General features: G+C 63.1%; 16 protein-coding genes. 9 read left to right on the forward strand and 7 right to left on the reverse strand.

Annotation, left to right across the window (positions count from 1 at the left end; translation table 11 throughout):
- Window positions 1–18: 18 nt before the first annotated feature.
- Complete coding sequence (locus ACGYLQ_RS07040; RefSeq protein ID WP_394441492.1) at window positions 19–441, forward strand: TIGR01244 family sulfur transferase; 423 nt, start codon at window positions 19–21, stop codon at window positions 439–441.
- Between the two features lie 32 nt (window positions 442–473).
- Here the strand turns inward: ACGYLQ_RS07040 and ACGYLQ_RS07045 are convergent, their stop codons facing one another.
- The 4 genes from ACGYLQ_RS07045 to ACGYLQ_RS07060 all read right to left on the reverse strand — a co-directional run bounded on the left by ACGYLQ_RS07045 (window position 474) and on the right by ACGYLQ_RS07060 (window position 5,248).
- Window positions 474–3,173: an ATP-binding protein gene (locus ACGYLQ_RS07045; RefSeq protein ID WP_394441494.1), complete on the reverse strand. Its 2,700-nt coding sequence runs from the start codon at window positions 3,171–3,173 to the stop codon at window positions 474–476.
- Window positions 3,173–3,463 (reverse strand): hypothetical protein, encoded by a 291-nt coding sequence (locus tag ACGYLQ_RS07050; RefSeq protein WP_394441497.1) that lies wholly within the window; start codon window positions 3,461–3,463, stop codon window positions 3,173–3,175. The genes ACGYLQ_RS07045 and ACGYLQ_RS07050 overlap by 1 nt, the downstream gene beginning before the upstream one ends.
- 6 nt (window positions 3,464–3,469) lie before the next feature.
- Window positions 3,470–3,838 carry a response regulator transcription factor gene (locus ACGYLQ_RS07055; protein WP_067261826.1) on the reverse strand — a complete coding sequence of 123 codons (369 nt, stop codon included), beginning with the start codon at window positions 3,836–3,838 and terminating at the stop codon, window positions 3,470–3,472.
- 117 nt (window positions 3,839–3,955) lie between these two features.
- On the reverse strand, window positions 3,956–5,248 hold the full coding sequence (locus tag ACGYLQ_RS07060) for a helix-turn-helix domain-containing protein (RefSeq protein ID WP_394441499.1): 1,293 nt from the start codon (window positions 5,246–5,248) through the stop codon (window positions 3,956–3,958).
- A gap of 234 nt (window positions 5,249–5,482) precedes the next feature.
- Between ACGYLQ_RS07060 and ACGYLQ_RS07065 the strand changes: the two genes are divergently transcribed.
- The 8 genes from ACGYLQ_RS07065 to aat all read left to right on the forward strand — a co-directional run bounded on the left by ACGYLQ_RS07065 (window position 5,483) and on the right by aat (window position 13,439).
- Window positions 5,483–6,829, forward strand: a complete 1,347-nt coding sequence (locus ACGYLQ_RS07065; protein WP_209218749.1) for a substrate-binding protein — start codon at window positions 5,483–5,485, stop codon at window positions 6,827–6,829.
- Window positions 6,830–6,933: 104 nt separating this feature from the next.
- The gene (locus tag ACGYLQ_RS07070; RefSeq protein WP_394441501.1) at window positions 6,934–7,962 is read left to right on the forward strand and encodes a branched-chain amino acid ABC transporter permease; all 1,029 of its coding nucleotides are present in this window, start codon (window positions 6,934–6,936) and stop codon (window positions 7,960–7,962) included.
- A 3-nt stretch (window positions 7,963–7,965) separates the two neighbouring features.
- Window positions 7,966–9,171, forward strand: a complete 1,206-nt coding sequence (locus ACGYLQ_RS07075) for a branched-chain amino acid ABC transporter permease (RefSeq protein WP_394441503.1) — start codon at window positions 7,966–7,968, stop codon at window positions 9,169–9,171.
- Between the two features lie 10 nt (window positions 9,172–9,181).
- Entirely contained in the window at window positions 9,182–9,946 is a 765-nt protein-coding gene (locus tag ACGYLQ_RS07080) for an ABC transporter ATP-binding protein (protein WP_067261818.1), read from the forward strand.
- Between the two features lie 32 nt (window positions 9,947–9,978).
- Window positions 9,979–10,731: an ABC transporter ATP-binding protein gene (locus ACGYLQ_RS07085; protein WP_209218746.1), complete on the forward strand. Its 753-nt coding sequence runs from the start codon at window positions 9,979–9,981 to the stop codon at window positions 10,729–10,731.
- A gap of 197 nt (window positions 10,732–10,928) precedes the next feature.
- On the forward strand, window positions 10,929–11,435 hold the full coding sequence (accB, locus tag ACGYLQ_RS07090) for an acetyl-CoA carboxylase biotin carboxyl carrier protein (RefSeq protein WP_394441506.1): 507 nt from the start codon (window positions 10,929–10,931) through the stop codon (window positions 11,433–11,435).
- A gap of 9 nt (window positions 11,436–11,444) precedes the next feature.
- Complete coding sequence (gene accC / locus ACGYLQ_RS07095; protein WP_394441508.1) at window positions 11,445–12,797, forward strand: acetyl-CoA carboxylase biotin carboxylase subunit; 1,353 nt, start codon at window positions 11,445–11,447, stop codon at window positions 12,795–12,797.
- A 6-nt stretch (window positions 12,798–12,803) separates the two neighbouring features.
- Window positions 12,804–13,439 (forward strand): leucyl/phenylalanyl-tRNA--protein transferase, encoded by a 636-nt coding sequence (gene aat, locus ACGYLQ_RS07100; protein ID WP_394441511.1) that lies wholly within the window; start codon window positions 12,804–12,806, stop codon window positions 13,437–13,439.
- Here the strand turns inward: aat and ACGYLQ_RS07105 are convergent.
- The 3 genes from ACGYLQ_RS07105 to ACGYLQ_RS07115 all read right to left on the reverse strand — a co-directional run bounded on the left by ACGYLQ_RS07105 (window position 13,403) and on the right by ACGYLQ_RS07115 (window position 14,676).
- Window positions 13,403–13,765: a DUF2155 domain-containing protein gene (locus tag ACGYLQ_RS07105; RefSeq protein ID WP_394441514.1), complete on the reverse strand. Its 363-nt coding sequence runs from the start codon at window positions 13,763–13,765 to the stop codon at window positions 13,403–13,405. The genes aat and ACGYLQ_RS07105 overlap by 37 nt on opposite strands.
- Before the next feature lie 55 nt (window positions 13,766–13,820).
- Window positions 13,821–14,204, reverse strand: coding sequence for an NADH:ubiquinone oxidoreductase subunit NDUFA12 (locus ACGYLQ_RS07110; protein WP_394441516.1), 384 nt, complete (start codon window positions 14,202–14,204; stop codon window positions 13,821–13,823).
- Between the two features lie 103 nt (window positions 14,205–14,307).
- Window positions 14,308–14,676, reverse strand: coding sequence for a Rid family hydrolase (locus ACGYLQ_RS07115; RefSeq protein WP_394441519.1), 369 nt, complete (start codon window positions 14,674–14,676; stop codon window positions 14,308–14,310).
- Window positions 14,677–14,723 lie beyond the last annotated feature (47 nt).

Below are 14,723 nucleotides of genomic sequence, written 5' to 3' on the forward strand. Positions count from 1 at the left end.
ATCTGCTTAAATCGGCCCATGGATATTCGCCAAATCACCCCCCGCTATTTCGTCGCCCCGCAGATCGAGCCCGGTGACATGGAAAGCCTGCGCGCCCAAGGCATCACCCGCATCCTGTGCAACCGCCCCGACGCGGAAGTGCCGCCCAGCCATCAGGCCGCCGCCATGCGCGACGCCGCCGAGGCCGCGGGGATTGCCTTTGCCGAACAGCCGCTGACCCACCAGACCATGACCCCAGATGTCATCGCCAAGAACCGCGCCCTTGGCGTGGAGACCGATGACACCGTGCTGGCCTATTGCGCCTCGGGCACCCGTTCGACCATCGCTTGGGCCTTGGGCCAAGCCGGTGAGATGGACAGCGACGCGATCATCGAAGCCGCACGTCAAGGCGGATATGACCTTGAGAACATGCGCCCCATGCTGGGGCAAAGCTATACCTGAGGTCTCTGCCGGTCCCCTTGGGGGCCGGTATTCTACGCCGCCGCGGTCAGGGCGCTGGCGGGCAGTTGCACACGGAAGGCCGTGCCGGGCACATCCCGCAGGAAGCTGATCTCTCCGCCCAAGCGGCACATGATCTCGCGACAGATGGCAAGGCCAAGGCCCGCGCCATCGCCCTCCCCCGTGATGCGCGAGAACTTCTCGAAAATCAGCGCCTCCGAGCCTGCGTCGATCCCATGGCCGTTGTCGACGAAATCAATCACCAGCCCCTGCGCCGTCACCCGCGGCGTGATCACCAGTTGCGGGTCATCCGCAGCGCAATATTTGCGGGCGTTGGTGACGAGGTTGATAAAGACCTGCACCAGCCGGTCGAGATCGCTGGTCAGCACAATATCCTCGGCCTGCGGATCACGCAGCACCTTGAGCGGCCGTGTAGCCCCCGCCTGCGCCGTGGTCACCGCCAGATCCAGCAGATCGCGCAGGTTGCCTTCGCGCTGGTTCAGCGTCACCTGCCCGTTTTCCAAAACCGACAGATCCAACAGATCGTCGAGCAGCCGCGTCAGACGGATCGTCTCGCTATGGATGATCGTGGCATAGCGGTTCTTGTCGGCGTCCGTGAGACCGGGCGCATCGCGCAGGATCTCGGAGAATGACCGGATCGAGGTCATCGGCGTGCGCAATTCATGGCTGATCTGGCTGAGGAAACTGTCCTTTTGCAGCGACAACTGCGTCAGCTTCTCATTGGCCGCGCGCAACTGCGCTGCCGTCTCGGTCAACTCGCGCGACTTGGCCTCCAACTGGCTGGAATACTCCAGCATCTGCGCGGATTCGTCGGCCACAGCCAAGAGGTCTTGGACCGAGACCGAGGCCCCGCCGACGATCTGCGCCACCATCGCATGGGCCGTGGCCGCCCCGACTGAGGCTGCCAACTCCCGCTCCAGCGCCTGCACGAATCGTGGTGTGGGCTCGGGCAGACGTTGCCCCTGCCCCTGCCGTTCTGCCTCGCGGGTGAAAAACGCTTGCGCCTCCGTCGCGCCCAAGATGCGCTGCGCCATGATCATCAGGTCTTCGCTGCCCGCGACCGAGGCCGTCCACCCCCGCGCCGGGCCGGAATGGTCAAAAACATTAACGAATTGCGCGCCCTGTAGCCGCTCCAACGGTGTAGGGAAGCTAAAGAGAGAGACGACGACGAAAACCAGCGTGTTGAGCGCGAGGCTCCAGACCACCGCATGCACCGTCGGGTCGATCCCCGCGATGCCGAAAAGCGCCTCGGGGCGCAGCCAAGCGAGCCCCCAAAGCCCCTGTTCCAAGGTCGTGCTCGACAGGGCCACATCCGCGCCAAAGCTGGGCAGCAGCATGGTAAAGACCCAAAGCACAAAGCCCGTGCCCAGCCCGCAAAGCGCGCCAGTCCGCGTGGCCCCGCGCCACAGCACCCCGCCCAGCATCGCGGGCAGAAACTGCGCCACCCCGCCGAAGGAAATCGTGCCAATCGCGGCCAGCGCCCCGCTGCCGCCTGAGGCCCGATAGTAGAGATAACCCAAGCCCACCACGCAGAAAATCGACAGCCGCCGCGCAAGGATGACGATATTGCGCACATCCCCCGACTGCGTCGCCCCATCGCGGCGCAGCGCCAGCCAGATCGGCATGACGATATGGTTGCTGACCATGGTCGAGAGCGCCAGCGTGGCGACGATCACCATCGAGGTCGCCGAAGAAAAACCGCCCAAGAAAGACAGCATCGCCAGCCCGTTCTGCCCTTGGCTGAGCGGCAGGCTCAGCACGAAAAGATCGGGGTTCGCGCCTTCGGGCATCAGGTCTAGCCCCACCACCGCGATGGGCACGACGAAAAGGCTCATCAGCATCAGGTACAGCGGGAAGGCCCAGCTAGCGATTTGCAACTGTCGCTCGTCGTCGTTCTCGACCACCATGACCTGAAACATGCGCGGCAGGCACAAAAGCGCGGCCCCCGAAAGCACGGTCAACGCGGCCCAACGGCTGCCCTGCACCTCCCATTGCCCGATGTCTGAGGCGTCGATCCGCGCCAAGGTCTCGCCCAAGCCCCCGGCCAGCCCCCAGATGACGTAGACCCCCACTGCGACCAGCGCCAAGAGCTTGACCACCGCCTCCACCGCGATGGCGATGACCACGCCGTGATGCCGTTCGTTTACGTTCAGGTTCCGGGTGCCGAAAAGCACGGTAAAAAGCGTCAGCCCCGCCGCGACCCAAAGCGCCGCCTGCCCCCGGTTGATCACATCGCCCCCCGCCTCGGCCAGCGGCACGTCGGCGGCGGCGAAGATCGACAGCGACAGGATAACCGATTGCAATTGCAGCGCGATATAGGGCGTCACACCGATCACGGCCATCACCGTCACCACGATCGCCAGCGTGTTGGACTTGCCGTAGCGCGATGAAATCAGGTCCGCGATCGAGGTGACGCGATGGCTTCGCCCGATCCGCACCAAACGGCGCAGCCCCCACCACCAGCCGATCATCACCAGCGAAGGGCCGAGGTAGATGGTCACATATTCCAGCCCCGAGCGCGCCGCATAGCCCACCGCGCCGTAAAAGGTCCAAGCGGTGCAATAGATCGACAGCGACAGGGTATAAACCAGTGGCGAGCGCAGCAGCCAGCCGCCCTGCCCGCGCAGGGCCGCGCGTTCGGCGGCGAAGGCCACGATGAACAGCCCTGCCACATACATCAGGCAGACCACGACCAGCTGGTTGAGCGATACCATCAGCGCATCCCGTCCGGCTGTGCTGCATCCTCACCCGAGGCCACATCCCGGGTCCGCCGCCAGAGCGCCCATGTCCCCAAGATCAGCAACGCCCAAACCCCGAAAAGATAGCGCAGCGCCACGCTCATCGGGATGGTCGGTGCCGTGGGGTCCGTACTGCCCGCTGGCACGGGCCAAAGCAGCGGCACCATCCACAGCATCAGCCCCAGAAACGGCAACAGGCGCACCGCATCCATCATCCGCCGCTGACGGTAGCCGCGTTTTTCCAAAAAGATCGGCCTACGGGGCATGGCGGGTCAACTGGCGATCAGGTCGCGCACCGCGTCCAGCATCTCGGCATTCGAGAACGGCTTGGTCATGAAGCGGCTGACACCCGCCTTTTCGGCCATGGCGCGGTCCCGGCTTTGGCCCCGCGCGGTCAGCATCAGCACCGGCAATGCGCCGGTTTCGGGGTCACCGCGCAGCTCGTCCAATATCTCGAAACCGCTCTTGCCCGGCAGCATCACGTCGAGCATCACCAGATCCGGCGATGCCTTGCGGATCACCTCCACCGCGCCTGACCCATTGGCCAAGGTCTCCACACGCCAACCCTCTTGGCTCAGCAAAAAGCGGATGGCCTCGGCGATATTCACCTCGTCCTCCACCAGAACTACGAGTTTGCTCATCGGCAAAAAGTCTCCCCCCTCGGTGTGCGGCCGCCCCGTCTTGCTGCGGGGTCTCGCGCACCGGGGGGAGCATGCATCGGTTTGCCAGCCCTGTCAAAAACTGCCTGCCGCGCCGCCTCAGATTCCCTCGCGCAGGATCGAAGGCTCGCGCCGCGCGCGGCATCCTTCGACCGGGCAAATGCGACAGGTCGCCCCCACCGGCTGCGCTGGCGCCGCCCCCGAGGGGACCGGCAAGAGCAGCATGACCGATTGGCTGAGTGGCGGCGTGTTATAGGCAGCGGCGGCCTGCACCTCGCAGGTGGCAATCGCCTCGAACTCCGCCTGCCCGCGCCCCATCTGCATGACGCGGGATTTCATCACCAGCCCCGGCTGCCCCTGCACCGCAAAGAGCGGCCAAAGCGGGCAGCAGGCGCCAAAGCGCGGCACGGTGAAACCTTCGACCGACTTGGCGAATGTCACGCTGCCAGAACGGTCACAGACCACCAGCCCCGCGCCGAGGTCGGGCAGTGACGCCAAGCGCCGCAGCACCCGGCCCATCGGCTGGTCGAGTGCCTGCGCCAGTTCGGCAGGATCGTGACCCATCTCCCCCGCCGCCCGCTCCAGCCGCGCCAAAGGCAGCGCCGCCGCATCGCGGGCGATCTGTTGCAACACCCCCGTCGCGATATGCTGCGCGGCCTTGGTCTTGAGCGTATCGGCCTGTTCGACCAGCGCCGCAATCGCCGCCTGCGGGGCGCGCGCCTCTTCCAAAGGATCGAAACGGTAGTCATGCGCGGCGAGGAAACTTTCAACCTCGGCCTGTGGCGAATGGGCCACCTCGCGGGTCTCGGCGGCATTGTCGAAATAGGTCACCAGCGCCTGCGCACTGTCAGATAGGCGGCGGCTGTCTTGGTGGATATTGGCGTGAAACCTATCGCGCCATTCCGCTTGCAAACTGTCCGTTTCTGCTAGAATCGCGGCGGTGGAGCGGATCGCCGCGGCTGTGCTGAGCAATTCATGCATGGAGGTGGCAAGCTGCGGGTCATGGGCCAAACGGTCAGAAAGTGCCTCAACCGTCTGCTCCAATGCCGCGATGCGGCGCTGGCTGTTGGCCAGCACCTTGGCCCAGCCCGGAAACCGCCCCGCGAATTCATCCGCCCGCTCGCTGTCTGGCCCGGTCAGCCCCGCGTCCTCTGCCGCCTCGCGCAGCGTGGCGATCAGCGCGGCTTCGGCGCCTTCGGTCAGCGCCTGCGGCTCGACCCCAAGCGCATGGGCGATGTTGAGCAAGAGCTTGCCGCCGATTCTGCGCCGATTGTGCTCAATGAGGTTGAGATAGCTGGCCGAGATGCCGCTTTGCTGCGCAAGCTCGGCCTGTTTCAGCCCCGCCATCACGCGCCGTTCACGGATACGGCTGCCGGTCAGCCCCTCACGCATGGGACGGCCCCGCGGGATTTTTCGCCCGTTGTTTCAAGGTCTTTCTGCGCCGCAATATCATATTTTTTACAGGCCCGCCGATGCGATTGCGAATATATTTACAAAAAAATCGTTTCGATCAAGCGCCTTATTGATCGGTTTTCATTTTCCGCGCCATAGTTTCTTTGCACTATTGCGTGTTGTGGCATCGGGGGGAGGTTCCGCTGCCGCGACTTACAAAAATGGGAGGACTTCATGTCGTTTACGAAACTGACACGCCGCGGGCTGATCCAGACCGGCGCGGTTGCCGGTGCAGGGTTGGCGCTGCCGACCTATCTGCGCGCGGAAAATCACGCGGGCTTCACCAATGCCCCCACGGGCAGCACCGTGACGCTGGGCTTCAACGTCCCCCAGACCGGCCCCTATGCCGAAGAAGGTCTGGATGAGCTGCGCGCGCAAGAGCTTGCGGTCGAACACCTCAATGGCGGGGGCGACGGCGGCATGATGAACACCTTCAGCTCCAAGGCGCTGAAAGGGAACGGCATTCTGGGCAAGAAGGTCGAATATGTCACCGGCGACACCCAGACGAAATCCGACGCCGCCCGCGCATCCGCCAAGGCGATGATCGAAAAAGACGGCGCCGTGATGATCAACGGCGGCTCGTCCTCGGGCGTGGCTGTGGCGGTTCAGGGCCTGTGTCAGGAAGCGGGCGTGATCTTTATGGCCGGTCTGACACATTCAAACGACACCACTGGCAAAGACAAAAAGGCCAACGGTTTCCGTCACTTCTTTAACGGTTACATGTCCGCCGCCGCCCTCGCGCCGGTGCTGAAAAATGCCTACGGCGAAGACCGCCGCGCCTATCACCTGACGGCGGATTACACATGGGGCTGGACCCAGCAGGAATCCATTGCCGCCGCGACCGAAGCGATGGGCTGGGAAACCGTCAACAACGTGCTGACGCCGCTCGCCTCGACCGACTTTAGCTCCTACATCGCGCCGGTTCTGAACTCCGGTGCCGATGTGCTGGTCCTGAACCACTACGGCGGCAACATGGTGAACTCACTGACCAACGCGGTGCAGTTCGGCCTGCTCGACAAAGAAGTAAACGGCAAGAAATTCGAAATCGTCGTGCCGCTTTACTCCGAGCTTATGGCCGCCGGTGCCGGGTCCAACGTGCAGGGCGTTATCGGTTCGATGAACTGGAACTGGCAGTTGCAGGATGAAGGCTCCAAAGCCTTCGTGAAATCCTTTGGTGAGAAATATGGCCGTCCGCCCTCCAACTCCGCGCACACCTGCTATGTGCAGACGCTGCTCTATGCGGATGCGGTCGAACGTGCGGGCACCTTCAACCCCTGCGGTGTGGTCGAAGCGCTTGAGGATTTCGAGTTCGACGGTCTGGGCAATGGTCCGGTGCTGTATCGCGGCGATGACCACCAGTGTTTCAAAGACGTGCTGGTCATGAAGGGCAAGGAAAACCCAACCAACGAATACGACACGCTGGAGATCGTTGAGGTCACCCCGCGTGCGCAGGTCGAATACGCCCCGGATCACCCCATGTTCGCCGGTGGCGAATTGGGCAAGTGCAACCCGGGCGCCTGATCCACTGAACCTTTGGGGGGCGCATCGGCCTTGCGCCGCGCGCCCCCTTTTCTCACCACATGGGGCGCGCCCTCATGTGAACGCATCCCTTACAGGTGGGGTCCATGGACGCTGTTCTTCTGCAAATACTTAACGGGCTCGACAAGGGCTCGGCCTATGCGCTGATCGCGCTTGGGCTTACATTGATCTTCGGCACGCTTGGCGTGGTCAACTTTGCCCATGGGGCGCTGTTCATGATCGGGGCCTTCTGCTCGGTCACATTGCAGCGGCTGCTGACGCTGAGTTTTGAGACCATCGACGAGACCCAGAAGGATTTTCTGGGCAATCCGCTGAAAATCAAAACCCCCTATGTCGAGAGTTGGTTCGGCCCCGAGATGGGACAGGCCATCATCGACTGGTCGGTGCCGCTGGCGATCCTCTTTGCGATCCCGGTGATGCTGCTTATCGGCTTCATCATGGAACGCGGTCTGATCAAACATTTCTACAAGCGCCCCCATGCGGATCAAATCCTCGTGACCTTCGGCCTCGCCATCGTTTTGCAGGAAGTCGTCAAATATTTCTACGGCGCCAACCCGATCCCCACCCCTGCCCCCGATGCCTTCAAAGGCAGCTTCGACTTTGCGCCGCTCTTGGGCTTGGACACCTCGCTGGCCTACCCCTACTGGCGTCTGGTCTATTTCGGCTTCTCCACAGTCATCATCGCCGCGGTCTTTGCTTTCTTGCAATTCACCACCTTCGGCATGGTGGTCCGCGCCGGCATGGCGGATCGTGAGACGGTGGGCCTTCTGGGCATCGACATCGACCGCCGCTTTACCATCATGTTCGGCATCGCCGCCGCCGTGGCGGGGCTTGCGGGCGTAATGTATGCGCCAATCAACTCGCCCAATTATCACATGGGCATGGACTTTCTGGTGCTGAGCTTCGTCGTCGTTGTGGTCGGCGGCATGGGCTCGCTGCCGGGCGCGGTGCTGGCGGGGTTCCTTTTGGGCATCCTCGAAAGCCTCGCGTCCATGAATGAAATCAAAAGCATCATCTACGGTATCGACCAGATCATCATCTACGTCGTTGCCATCGTGATCCTGCTGGTCCGCCCGCGCGGTCTGATGGGACGCCGCGGCGTGATGGAGGAATAGGACATGTTCGGACTGGAAAAACGCGATACGCTTCTTTTGGGGGTCGTGATCGTTCTCACGCTCTTCGCCCCCTTCATCCTCAACCCCTTTCCGGCGGATTCGGGCCTTGCACAGTTCAACGCGGGCTACCCCGACCTGATGCAACGCTTTGTGATCTTTGGCATCTTTGCCATCGGGTTCAACATCCTCTTCGGGCTGACCGGCTATCTCTCTTTTGGCCATGCGGCCTTTCTGGGGGTCGGTTCCTACTCTGCCGTCTGGATGTTCAAACTGCTCAGCTACAACGTCGTGCCCGCGCTGGTGCTGGCCGTCATCATGGCGGGGCTGTTCTCGGCACTCATCGGCTACATCAGCCTGCGGCGCTCGGGCATCTACTTCTCGATCCTGACGCTGGCCTTCGCGCAGATGTCCTTCAACCTCGCCTATTCGGTGCTGACGCCGATCACCAATGGTGAGACGGGCTTGCAGATTTACAACTCCGACCCGCAGTATCTCCAGTCTGTCGATGCACCTTCATTCCCGAACCTCTTTGGTGCTGCGATGAACTCCTCGACGACGCTGTTCTTCGGCGGTTGGACCTTCACCTTCTCGGTCGGCTACTATTTCTGCGCGGTCTTCCTGATCCTCGCCTTCTATCTGGCGATCCGCATCTTCCGCTCGCCCTTTGGCATGATGCTGCGGGCGGTGAAATCGAACCAGCAGCGGATGAACTACACCGGGCTGAACACGCGGCCCTACACGCTGGCGGCCTTTGTCATCTCGGGCATGTATGCCGGGCTGGCGGGCGGTCTGCTGGCGGCGATGGACCCGCTGGCGGGGGCCGAGCGGATGCAGTGGACGGCCTCCGGCGAGGTGGTGCTGATGACGATCCTTGGCGGCGCGGGCACCTTGATCGGGCCGGTGCTGGGCGCGGGCTTCATCAAGTATTTCGAGAACATCTTCGCCAAGATCAACGACAACGTCCTGCACGGCTGGTTCGCCTTCATGCCCGACGGGATCGAAGACGCGATGGTCGCGATCATCCACCCCTTCGTCGGCAAGGGCTGGCATCTGACGCTTGGCCTTCTGTTCATGCTGGTCGTGATCTTCCTGCCCGGTGGGCTGGTCGAGGGCGGGCAACGTCTGGGCCGGGTCTTCCGCCGCCGGGACAAGAACGCGGGCTCGGTCGAGGCCGACGCCGCCCAACAGCGCAGCGAAGCCGCGGAATAGGAGAGACATCATGGCCATTCTCGAAGTCAAAAATGTCGGCAAGCGCTTTGGCGGGTTGCAGGCGCTGAGCGATGTGAACCTCAGCGTGGCGGAGAACTCCGTCCACGCGATCATCGGCCCCAATGGGGCGGGCAAATCCACCCTGCTGAACTGTCTGGTGGGCAAGCTCATCCCCGACACCGGCTCCGTCATGTTCGACGGGCAGTCGGTGCTGGGGCGCAAACCCTATGAGATCAACCAGATGGGCATTTCCCGCGTGTTCCAAACGCCCGAGATCTTTGGTGATCTGACGGTGATGGAAAACATGCTGATCCCCTGCCTCGCCAAACGCGACGGGGCGTTTCAACTGAACGGCTGGTCGCGGGTCGTGGGCCAGCGCGACATGATCGACAAGGCCGAGGAAATGCTGCGCGACATGCGTATGATCGACAAACGGCACATGCCTGCCGCCTCCATGTCGCGCGGGGACAAACGGCGGTTGGAGATCGCCATGTGCCTCGCCCAAGACCCCCGTCTGCTGCTCTTGGACGAACCGACCGCCGGGATGGCGCGGGCCGATACCAATAACACCATCGACCTGCTCAAACAGATCAAGGACGAGCGCGACATCACCATTGCCATCATCGAACACGACATGCATGTCGTCTTTTCACTAGCCGAGCGGATTACCGTGCTGGCCCAAGGCACTCCGCTGGTCGAAGACACGCCCGACCGGATCAAGGGCCACCCCAAGGTGCGCGAAGCCTACCTCGGCGAAAGCCAAGACGCCGCCTGACCCCTCCCTTTGCCGCAGATCTAGGACAGCATATGACCACCAGCACGCTCGACAAAAACGCCAACCACGCCCAAACCGCCCCCGCCTTCCTCTCGGTCTGGGACATTCACGCCTATTACGGCGAAAGCTACATCGTGCAGGGGGTGAGCTTTAACGTCCATGAAGGGGAGATTCTCGCCCTGTTGGGCCGCAACGGGGCGGGCAAAACCTCGACCCTGCGGGCCATCGCGCGGGTGAGCGACCCAGAGCTGAAACGCGGCGAGGTTTGGCTTGACCATCAGCCGCTGCATAATATGGCCAGCCACCAAGCCTCTGCCGCGGGGCTGGCGCTGGTGCCCGAAGACCGGCGCATCATTTCCGGCCTTACGGTCGAAGAGAACCTCAAACTCGCCCAGATCGCCCCGCCCATCGGCTGGTCGCTCGACCGGCTCTATGACCTCTTCCCCCGCCTGCGCGAACGCCGCAACCAAGAGGGGGTGACCCTCTCGGGCGGGGAGCAGCAGATGCTCGCCATCGCCCGCGCTTTGGCCCGTGACATCAAGGTGTTGCTGCTCGATGAACCCTACGAAGGGCTGGCGCCGGTGATCGTGGATGAGATCGAAAAAACGCTGGGGCTGATCAAGGCGCAGGGCATCACCACGATTCTGGTCGAACAAAACGCGGTACGGGCGCTGAAACTGGCCGACCGGGCGGTGATCCTCGACACCGGCGGCGTGGTCTTTGACGGCACCGCCGCCGAGGTGCTGGACAACGCGGAACTGCGCGCGGAATACCTCGCGATATGACCTAAGGTCACTCAGGTCCGGCGCGCGCGGCTGAGGCCCAGCCTCACTCTCGCGCCCGGGATCGCTTTGCGCGACAAAAAACCGATCCTACCCCCTAGACAACAGTTGGCTTTTCATGGCTTTGCCCATGCCCTATAAGCGTGCCAATCAATCGCGCAGCGACGGGCCGCAGGCCTGCCGAAATCTTCGAGGATCCAATGACAAACAAAACCCATGACGCTGACGTGGCCTTCATCAAGGCCCTCGCCGAGCTGCTGAACGAAAACGACCTGACCGAGCTTCAGGTGAAACGCGACTATGCCGAGGATGACAGCCTGAACGTGCGCGTCAGCCGCAAGCCCCCGCAGCAGGTCATGGCCGCCCCACAGCAGCAGTACCAAGCCGCCCCGGCGCCGGCCGCCGCACCGGCGCCCGCCGCTGCCCCGGCAGCCGCTCCGGCCCCTGCTGCCGACGCCGATCCGGCTGATCACCCCGGCGCCGTGACGTCGCCCATGGTCGGCACCGTCTACCTGCAAGCCGAGCCGGGCGCGCCGGCGTTCATCTCCGTCGGGGCCTCCGTCTCCGAAGGTGACACGCTTCTGATCGTCGAGGCGATGAAGACCATGAACCACATCCCCGCCCCCCGCGCCGGCACCGTCAAGCGCATCCTCGTCGGTGACGGCGATGCCGTGGAATTCGGCGCGCCGCTGGTCATCCTGGAATAAGGGCCGGACATGTTCAGCAAAATCCTAGTCGCCAACCGGGGAGAGATCGCGCTGCGCGTCATCCGCGCGGCCCGCGAGATGGGCATCCAGACGGTCGCGGTGCATTCCACCGCCGACAGTGACGCGATGCACGTGCGCATGGCCGACGAATCCGTCTGCATCGGCCCGCCCTCCTCGACCCAATCCTACCTCTCGATCCCCGCGATCATCGCAGCCTGCGAGATCACCGGCGCCGAGGCGATCCACCCCGGCTACGGTTTCCTGTCGGAAAACGCCAATTTCGTGCAGGTGATCGAGGATCACGGCCTCACCTTCATCGGCCCCACCGCCGAGCATATCCGCGTCATGGGCGACAAGATCACCGCCAAGGACACGATGAAAAAGCTCGGCGTGCCCTGCGTGCCCGGCTCCGAAGGCGGGGTCACCTCGCTGGAAGAAGCCAAGCGCATCGGTGAGGAAATCGGCTATCCGGTCATCATCAAGGCGACCGCAGGTGGCGGCGGCAAGGGCATGAAAGTGGCCCAGACCGCAGCCGACATGGAAAAAGCCTTCCAGACCGCGCGGGCCGAGGGCAAGTCGAACTTCGGCAACGACGAAGTCTACATCGAGAAATACCTCACCACGCCGCGCCACATTGAGATTCAGGTCTTTGGCGACGGCAAGGGCAACGCCGTCCATCTGGGCGAGCGGGACTGTTCGCTGCAACGCCGCCACCAGAAGGTCTTTGAGGAGGCCCCCGGCCCTTCGATCACCGCCGAGGAACGCGCGCGCATCGGCAAGACCTGCGCCGACGCCGTGGCCAACATCAACTACATCGGCGCCGGCACGATCGAATTCCTCTACGAGAACGGCGAGTTCTACTTCATCGAGATGAACACCCGTCTGCAGGTGGAACACCCGGTGACCGAGGCGATCTTTGGCGTCGATCTGGTGCGCGAGCAAATCCGCGTGGCCGAAGGCCTGCCGATGTCCTTCACGCAGGATGATTTGCAGATCAACGGCCATGCCATCGAGGTGCGCATCAACGCCGAGCGTCTGCCGAACTTCGCGCCCTGCCCGGGCAAGATCACGCAGTATCACGCCCCCGGCGGGCTTGGCGTGCGGATGGATTCGGCGTTGTATGACGGCTATTCGATCCCGCCCTTCTACGACAGCCTGATCGGCAAGCTCATCGTGCATGGCCGCGACCGTCCCGAGGCGCTGGCCCGACTGGGGCGCGCTCTGGGTGAGCTGATCGTGGACGGTGTCGACACCACGGTGCCGCTGTTCCACGCCCTGCTGGCCGAAGAAGACATCCAATCGGGTGGCTACAACATCCACTGGCTTGAGCATTGGCTGGAAACCAACCTCGGCGACGGCTGACATGACATGTCGGATCTGACGCCCGAGATCCTGCTCCACGGCTATTCCATCGGGATTTTCCCCATGGCGGAACACCGCGACGACCCGGAAATTTTCTGGGTCGATCCGCGGCGCCGTGGGGTGATGCCGCTCAACGGTTTCCACATCTCGCGCTCTCTGGCCCGCGCCATCCGGCGCAGCGCGTTCCACCATACGATCAACGGTGATTTTCAAGCTGTCGTCGCCGGTTGCGCCGACCGCGAAGACACATGGATCAATGCCGAGATCACCGCGCTTTACACCGCACTGCACCGCGCGGGCTATGCCCATTCGCTTGAGGTTTGGGACGGTGACGCGCTGGTGGGCGGTGTCTATGGCGTGACACTGGGCCGCGCGTTCTTTGGCGAGAGCATGTTTTCGCGCCGGACCAATGCGTCAAAAATAGCGCTGGCGGCGCTGGTAGATCGGCTGCGCCGCGCGGGATTCATCCTCTTTGACACGCAGTTTCTGACCGATCACCTCGCCTCTCTCGGGGCGGTGGAGATTTCGCGGGCGGACTATCACGCGCAGCTCGATGTGGCGAAACGCGGCAATGCGCGGTTCAGCGCGCCTAAGTTGGACAGCCTTCAGGACGTGCTGCAGCGCATGACCCAGATGTCATAGCGAAAATGCTCCAGCGCGTGCAGCGCCGGGGCCGAGGCGATCATCCAACCGGAAAACAAGGCGCTGTCGCTGCCCTCTTCGGTGATCTCAAGCGCGGCATAGGCATTGGCCGCCGGATCCCCCGCCGGATAGCGGCAATCGACCATGGTGATCTGCAAATTGCCCAAGGTCAGGCGGTCACCCTTGGCGATCTTAAGATCGGTCGTATCGCCCGAAATCTTGTCCAAGGCACGCAACACGCCACCCGGGGCACTGGCGACCTGCCCGCCCTCTTGAGCGTGAAGCGGCGCGGCCAGCACAAGCGCGGCCAAGAAAAGCTTTTTCATGGGTCCACCCGGATTGCGTGAGCTTTGGGGCCGCGCGAAAGGCGCGGCCAACCGATCATTCAGGCTGCCACGCCTCGTAATCCTTACGTTCGACAGGTTCGGCGCGGCGCAGCGACCCGGCGGGCGCATAGGCCATGGCGGTGCCGGTGCGATTCTCCACATGGGCCTTTTCCCAAGGCTTATGCGCCAGCGGCTTGTCGGTCGGCGGCTCATTCCATGTGCGGTGTAGCCAGCCATGCCAATCAGGGCTCACGCGGCTCGCCTCGGCCTCACCGTTGAAGATGACCCAGCGTTTGCTGTCATCGGCGTTGCGGTAATAGACGTTGCCCTGCGCGTCTTCGCCCACCTTGCTGCCCTTGCGCCAAGTGAAAAGCTGGGTGTTCAGCGTCTGGCCGTTCCACCACGTGACACTGCGCAGAAGTGAATTGAGAATGCCCATTGAGGTCTCCGTTCCTGTTGCCCGTTATATGCACCATGGAGGCTTGGGCGTCCAGCCTCACCGCGCAGGAGGTTCCACACGCGGCAGGATTCGTCGTCGAGAATCAGCCCTCTACCGCCGCACGTAAAAGGGCCGTGCATTCGATCTCAATCCGGTATTTCGGGTCGATCAGCCCACATTCGATCATCGTCGCGGCGGGTGGATGCGCGCCGAAGGCCGCGCGTAGAAGCGGCCAACAGGCTTCGAACTCCGCCGCGTCGGGCAACATATAGGTGACGCGCACCACATGGGCGAAATCACTTCCTGCCTCGGCCAAGGCCGCCTTGATCGTTGCCAGTGCCGCCGCGCATTGCGCCGTCACCTCTGCCCCCTCACCCACGGTGCCGGAGACATGGACCATGCCCCCCGCCACCACAGCGCGGCTGTAGCCGATCTTGTCCTCATAGATCCCGCCAGATGAAATGCGCCGCATAAAACCCTCCCCTGAAACGCGAAAGGGCGGACCAGATGGCCCGCCCC

Origin of the sequence: Sulfitobacter sp. 1A12779 (genome assembly GCF_043557315.1) — a bacterium.
GTDB lineage: Bacteria > Pseudomonadota > Alphaproteobacteria > Rhodobacterales > Rhodobacteraceae > Sulfitobacter > Sulfitobacter faviae.

Excerpts from the sequence above, each read along its gene's own strand:
- ACGYLQ_RS07040 (WP_394441492.1), top strand. The coding sequence starts at position 19 with ATGGATATTCGCCAAATCACCCCCCGCTATTTCGTCGCCCCGCAGATC.
- ACGYLQ_RS07045 (WP_394441494.1), bottom strand. The coding sequence starts at position 3,173 with ATGGTATCGCTCAACCAGCTGGTCGTGGTCTGCCTGATGTATGTGGCA.
- ACGYLQ_RS07050 (WP_394441497.1), bottom strand. The coding sequence starts at position 3,463 with ATGCCCCGTAGGCCGATCTTTTTGGAAAAACGCGGCTACCGTCAGCGG.
- ACGYLQ_RS07055 (WP_067261826.1), bottom strand. The coding sequence starts at position 3,838 with ATGAGCAAACTCGTAGTTCTGGTGGAGGACGAGGTGAATATCGCCGAG.
- ACGYLQ_RS07060 (WP_394441499.1), bottom strand. The coding sequence starts at position 5,248 with ATGCGTGAGGGGCTGACCGGCAGCCGTATCCGTGAACGGCGCGTGATG.
- ACGYLQ_RS07065 (WP_209218749.1), top strand. The coding sequence starts at position 5,483 with ATGTCGTTTACGAAACTGACACGCCGCGGGCTGATCCAGACCGGCGCG.
- ACGYLQ_RS07070 (WP_394441501.1), top strand. The coding sequence starts at position 6,934 with ATGGACGCTGTTCTTCTGCAAATACTTAACGGGCTCGACAAGGGCTCG.
- ACGYLQ_RS07075 (WP_394441503.1), top strand. The coding sequence starts at position 7,966 with ATGTTCGGACTGGAAAAACGCGATACGCTTCTTTTGGGGGTCGTGATC.
- ACGYLQ_RS07080 (WP_067261818.1), top strand. The coding sequence starts at position 9,182 with ATGGCCATTCTCGAAGTCAAAAATGTCGGCAAGCGCTTTGGCGGGTTG.
- ACGYLQ_RS07085 (WP_209218746.1), top strand. The coding sequence starts at position 9,979 with ATGACCACCAGCACGCTCGACAAAAACGCCAACCACGCCCAAACCGCC.
- accB (WP_394441506.1), top strand. The coding sequence starts at position 10,929 with ATGACAAACAAAACCCATGACGCTGACGTGGCCTTCATCAAGGCCCTC.
- accC (WP_394441508.1), top strand. The coding sequence starts at position 11,445 with ATGTTCAGCAAAATCCTAGTCGCCAACCGGGGAGAGATCGCGCTGCGC.
- aat (WP_394441511.1), top strand. The coding sequence starts at position 12,804 with ATGTCGGATCTGACGCCCGAGATCCTGCTCCACGGCTATTCCATCGGG.
- ACGYLQ_RS07105 (WP_394441514.1), bottom strand. The coding sequence starts at position 13,765 with ATGAAAAAGCTTTTCTTGGCCGCGCTTGTGCTGGCCGCGCCGCTTCAC.
- ACGYLQ_RS07110 (WP_394441516.1), bottom strand. The coding sequence starts at position 14,204 with ATGGGCATTCTCAATTCACTTCTGCGCAGTGTCACGTGGTGGAACGGC.
- ACGYLQ_RS07115 (WP_394441519.1), bottom strand. The coding sequence starts at position 14,676 with ATGCGGCGCATTTCATCTGGCGGGATCTATGAGGACAAGATCGGCTAC.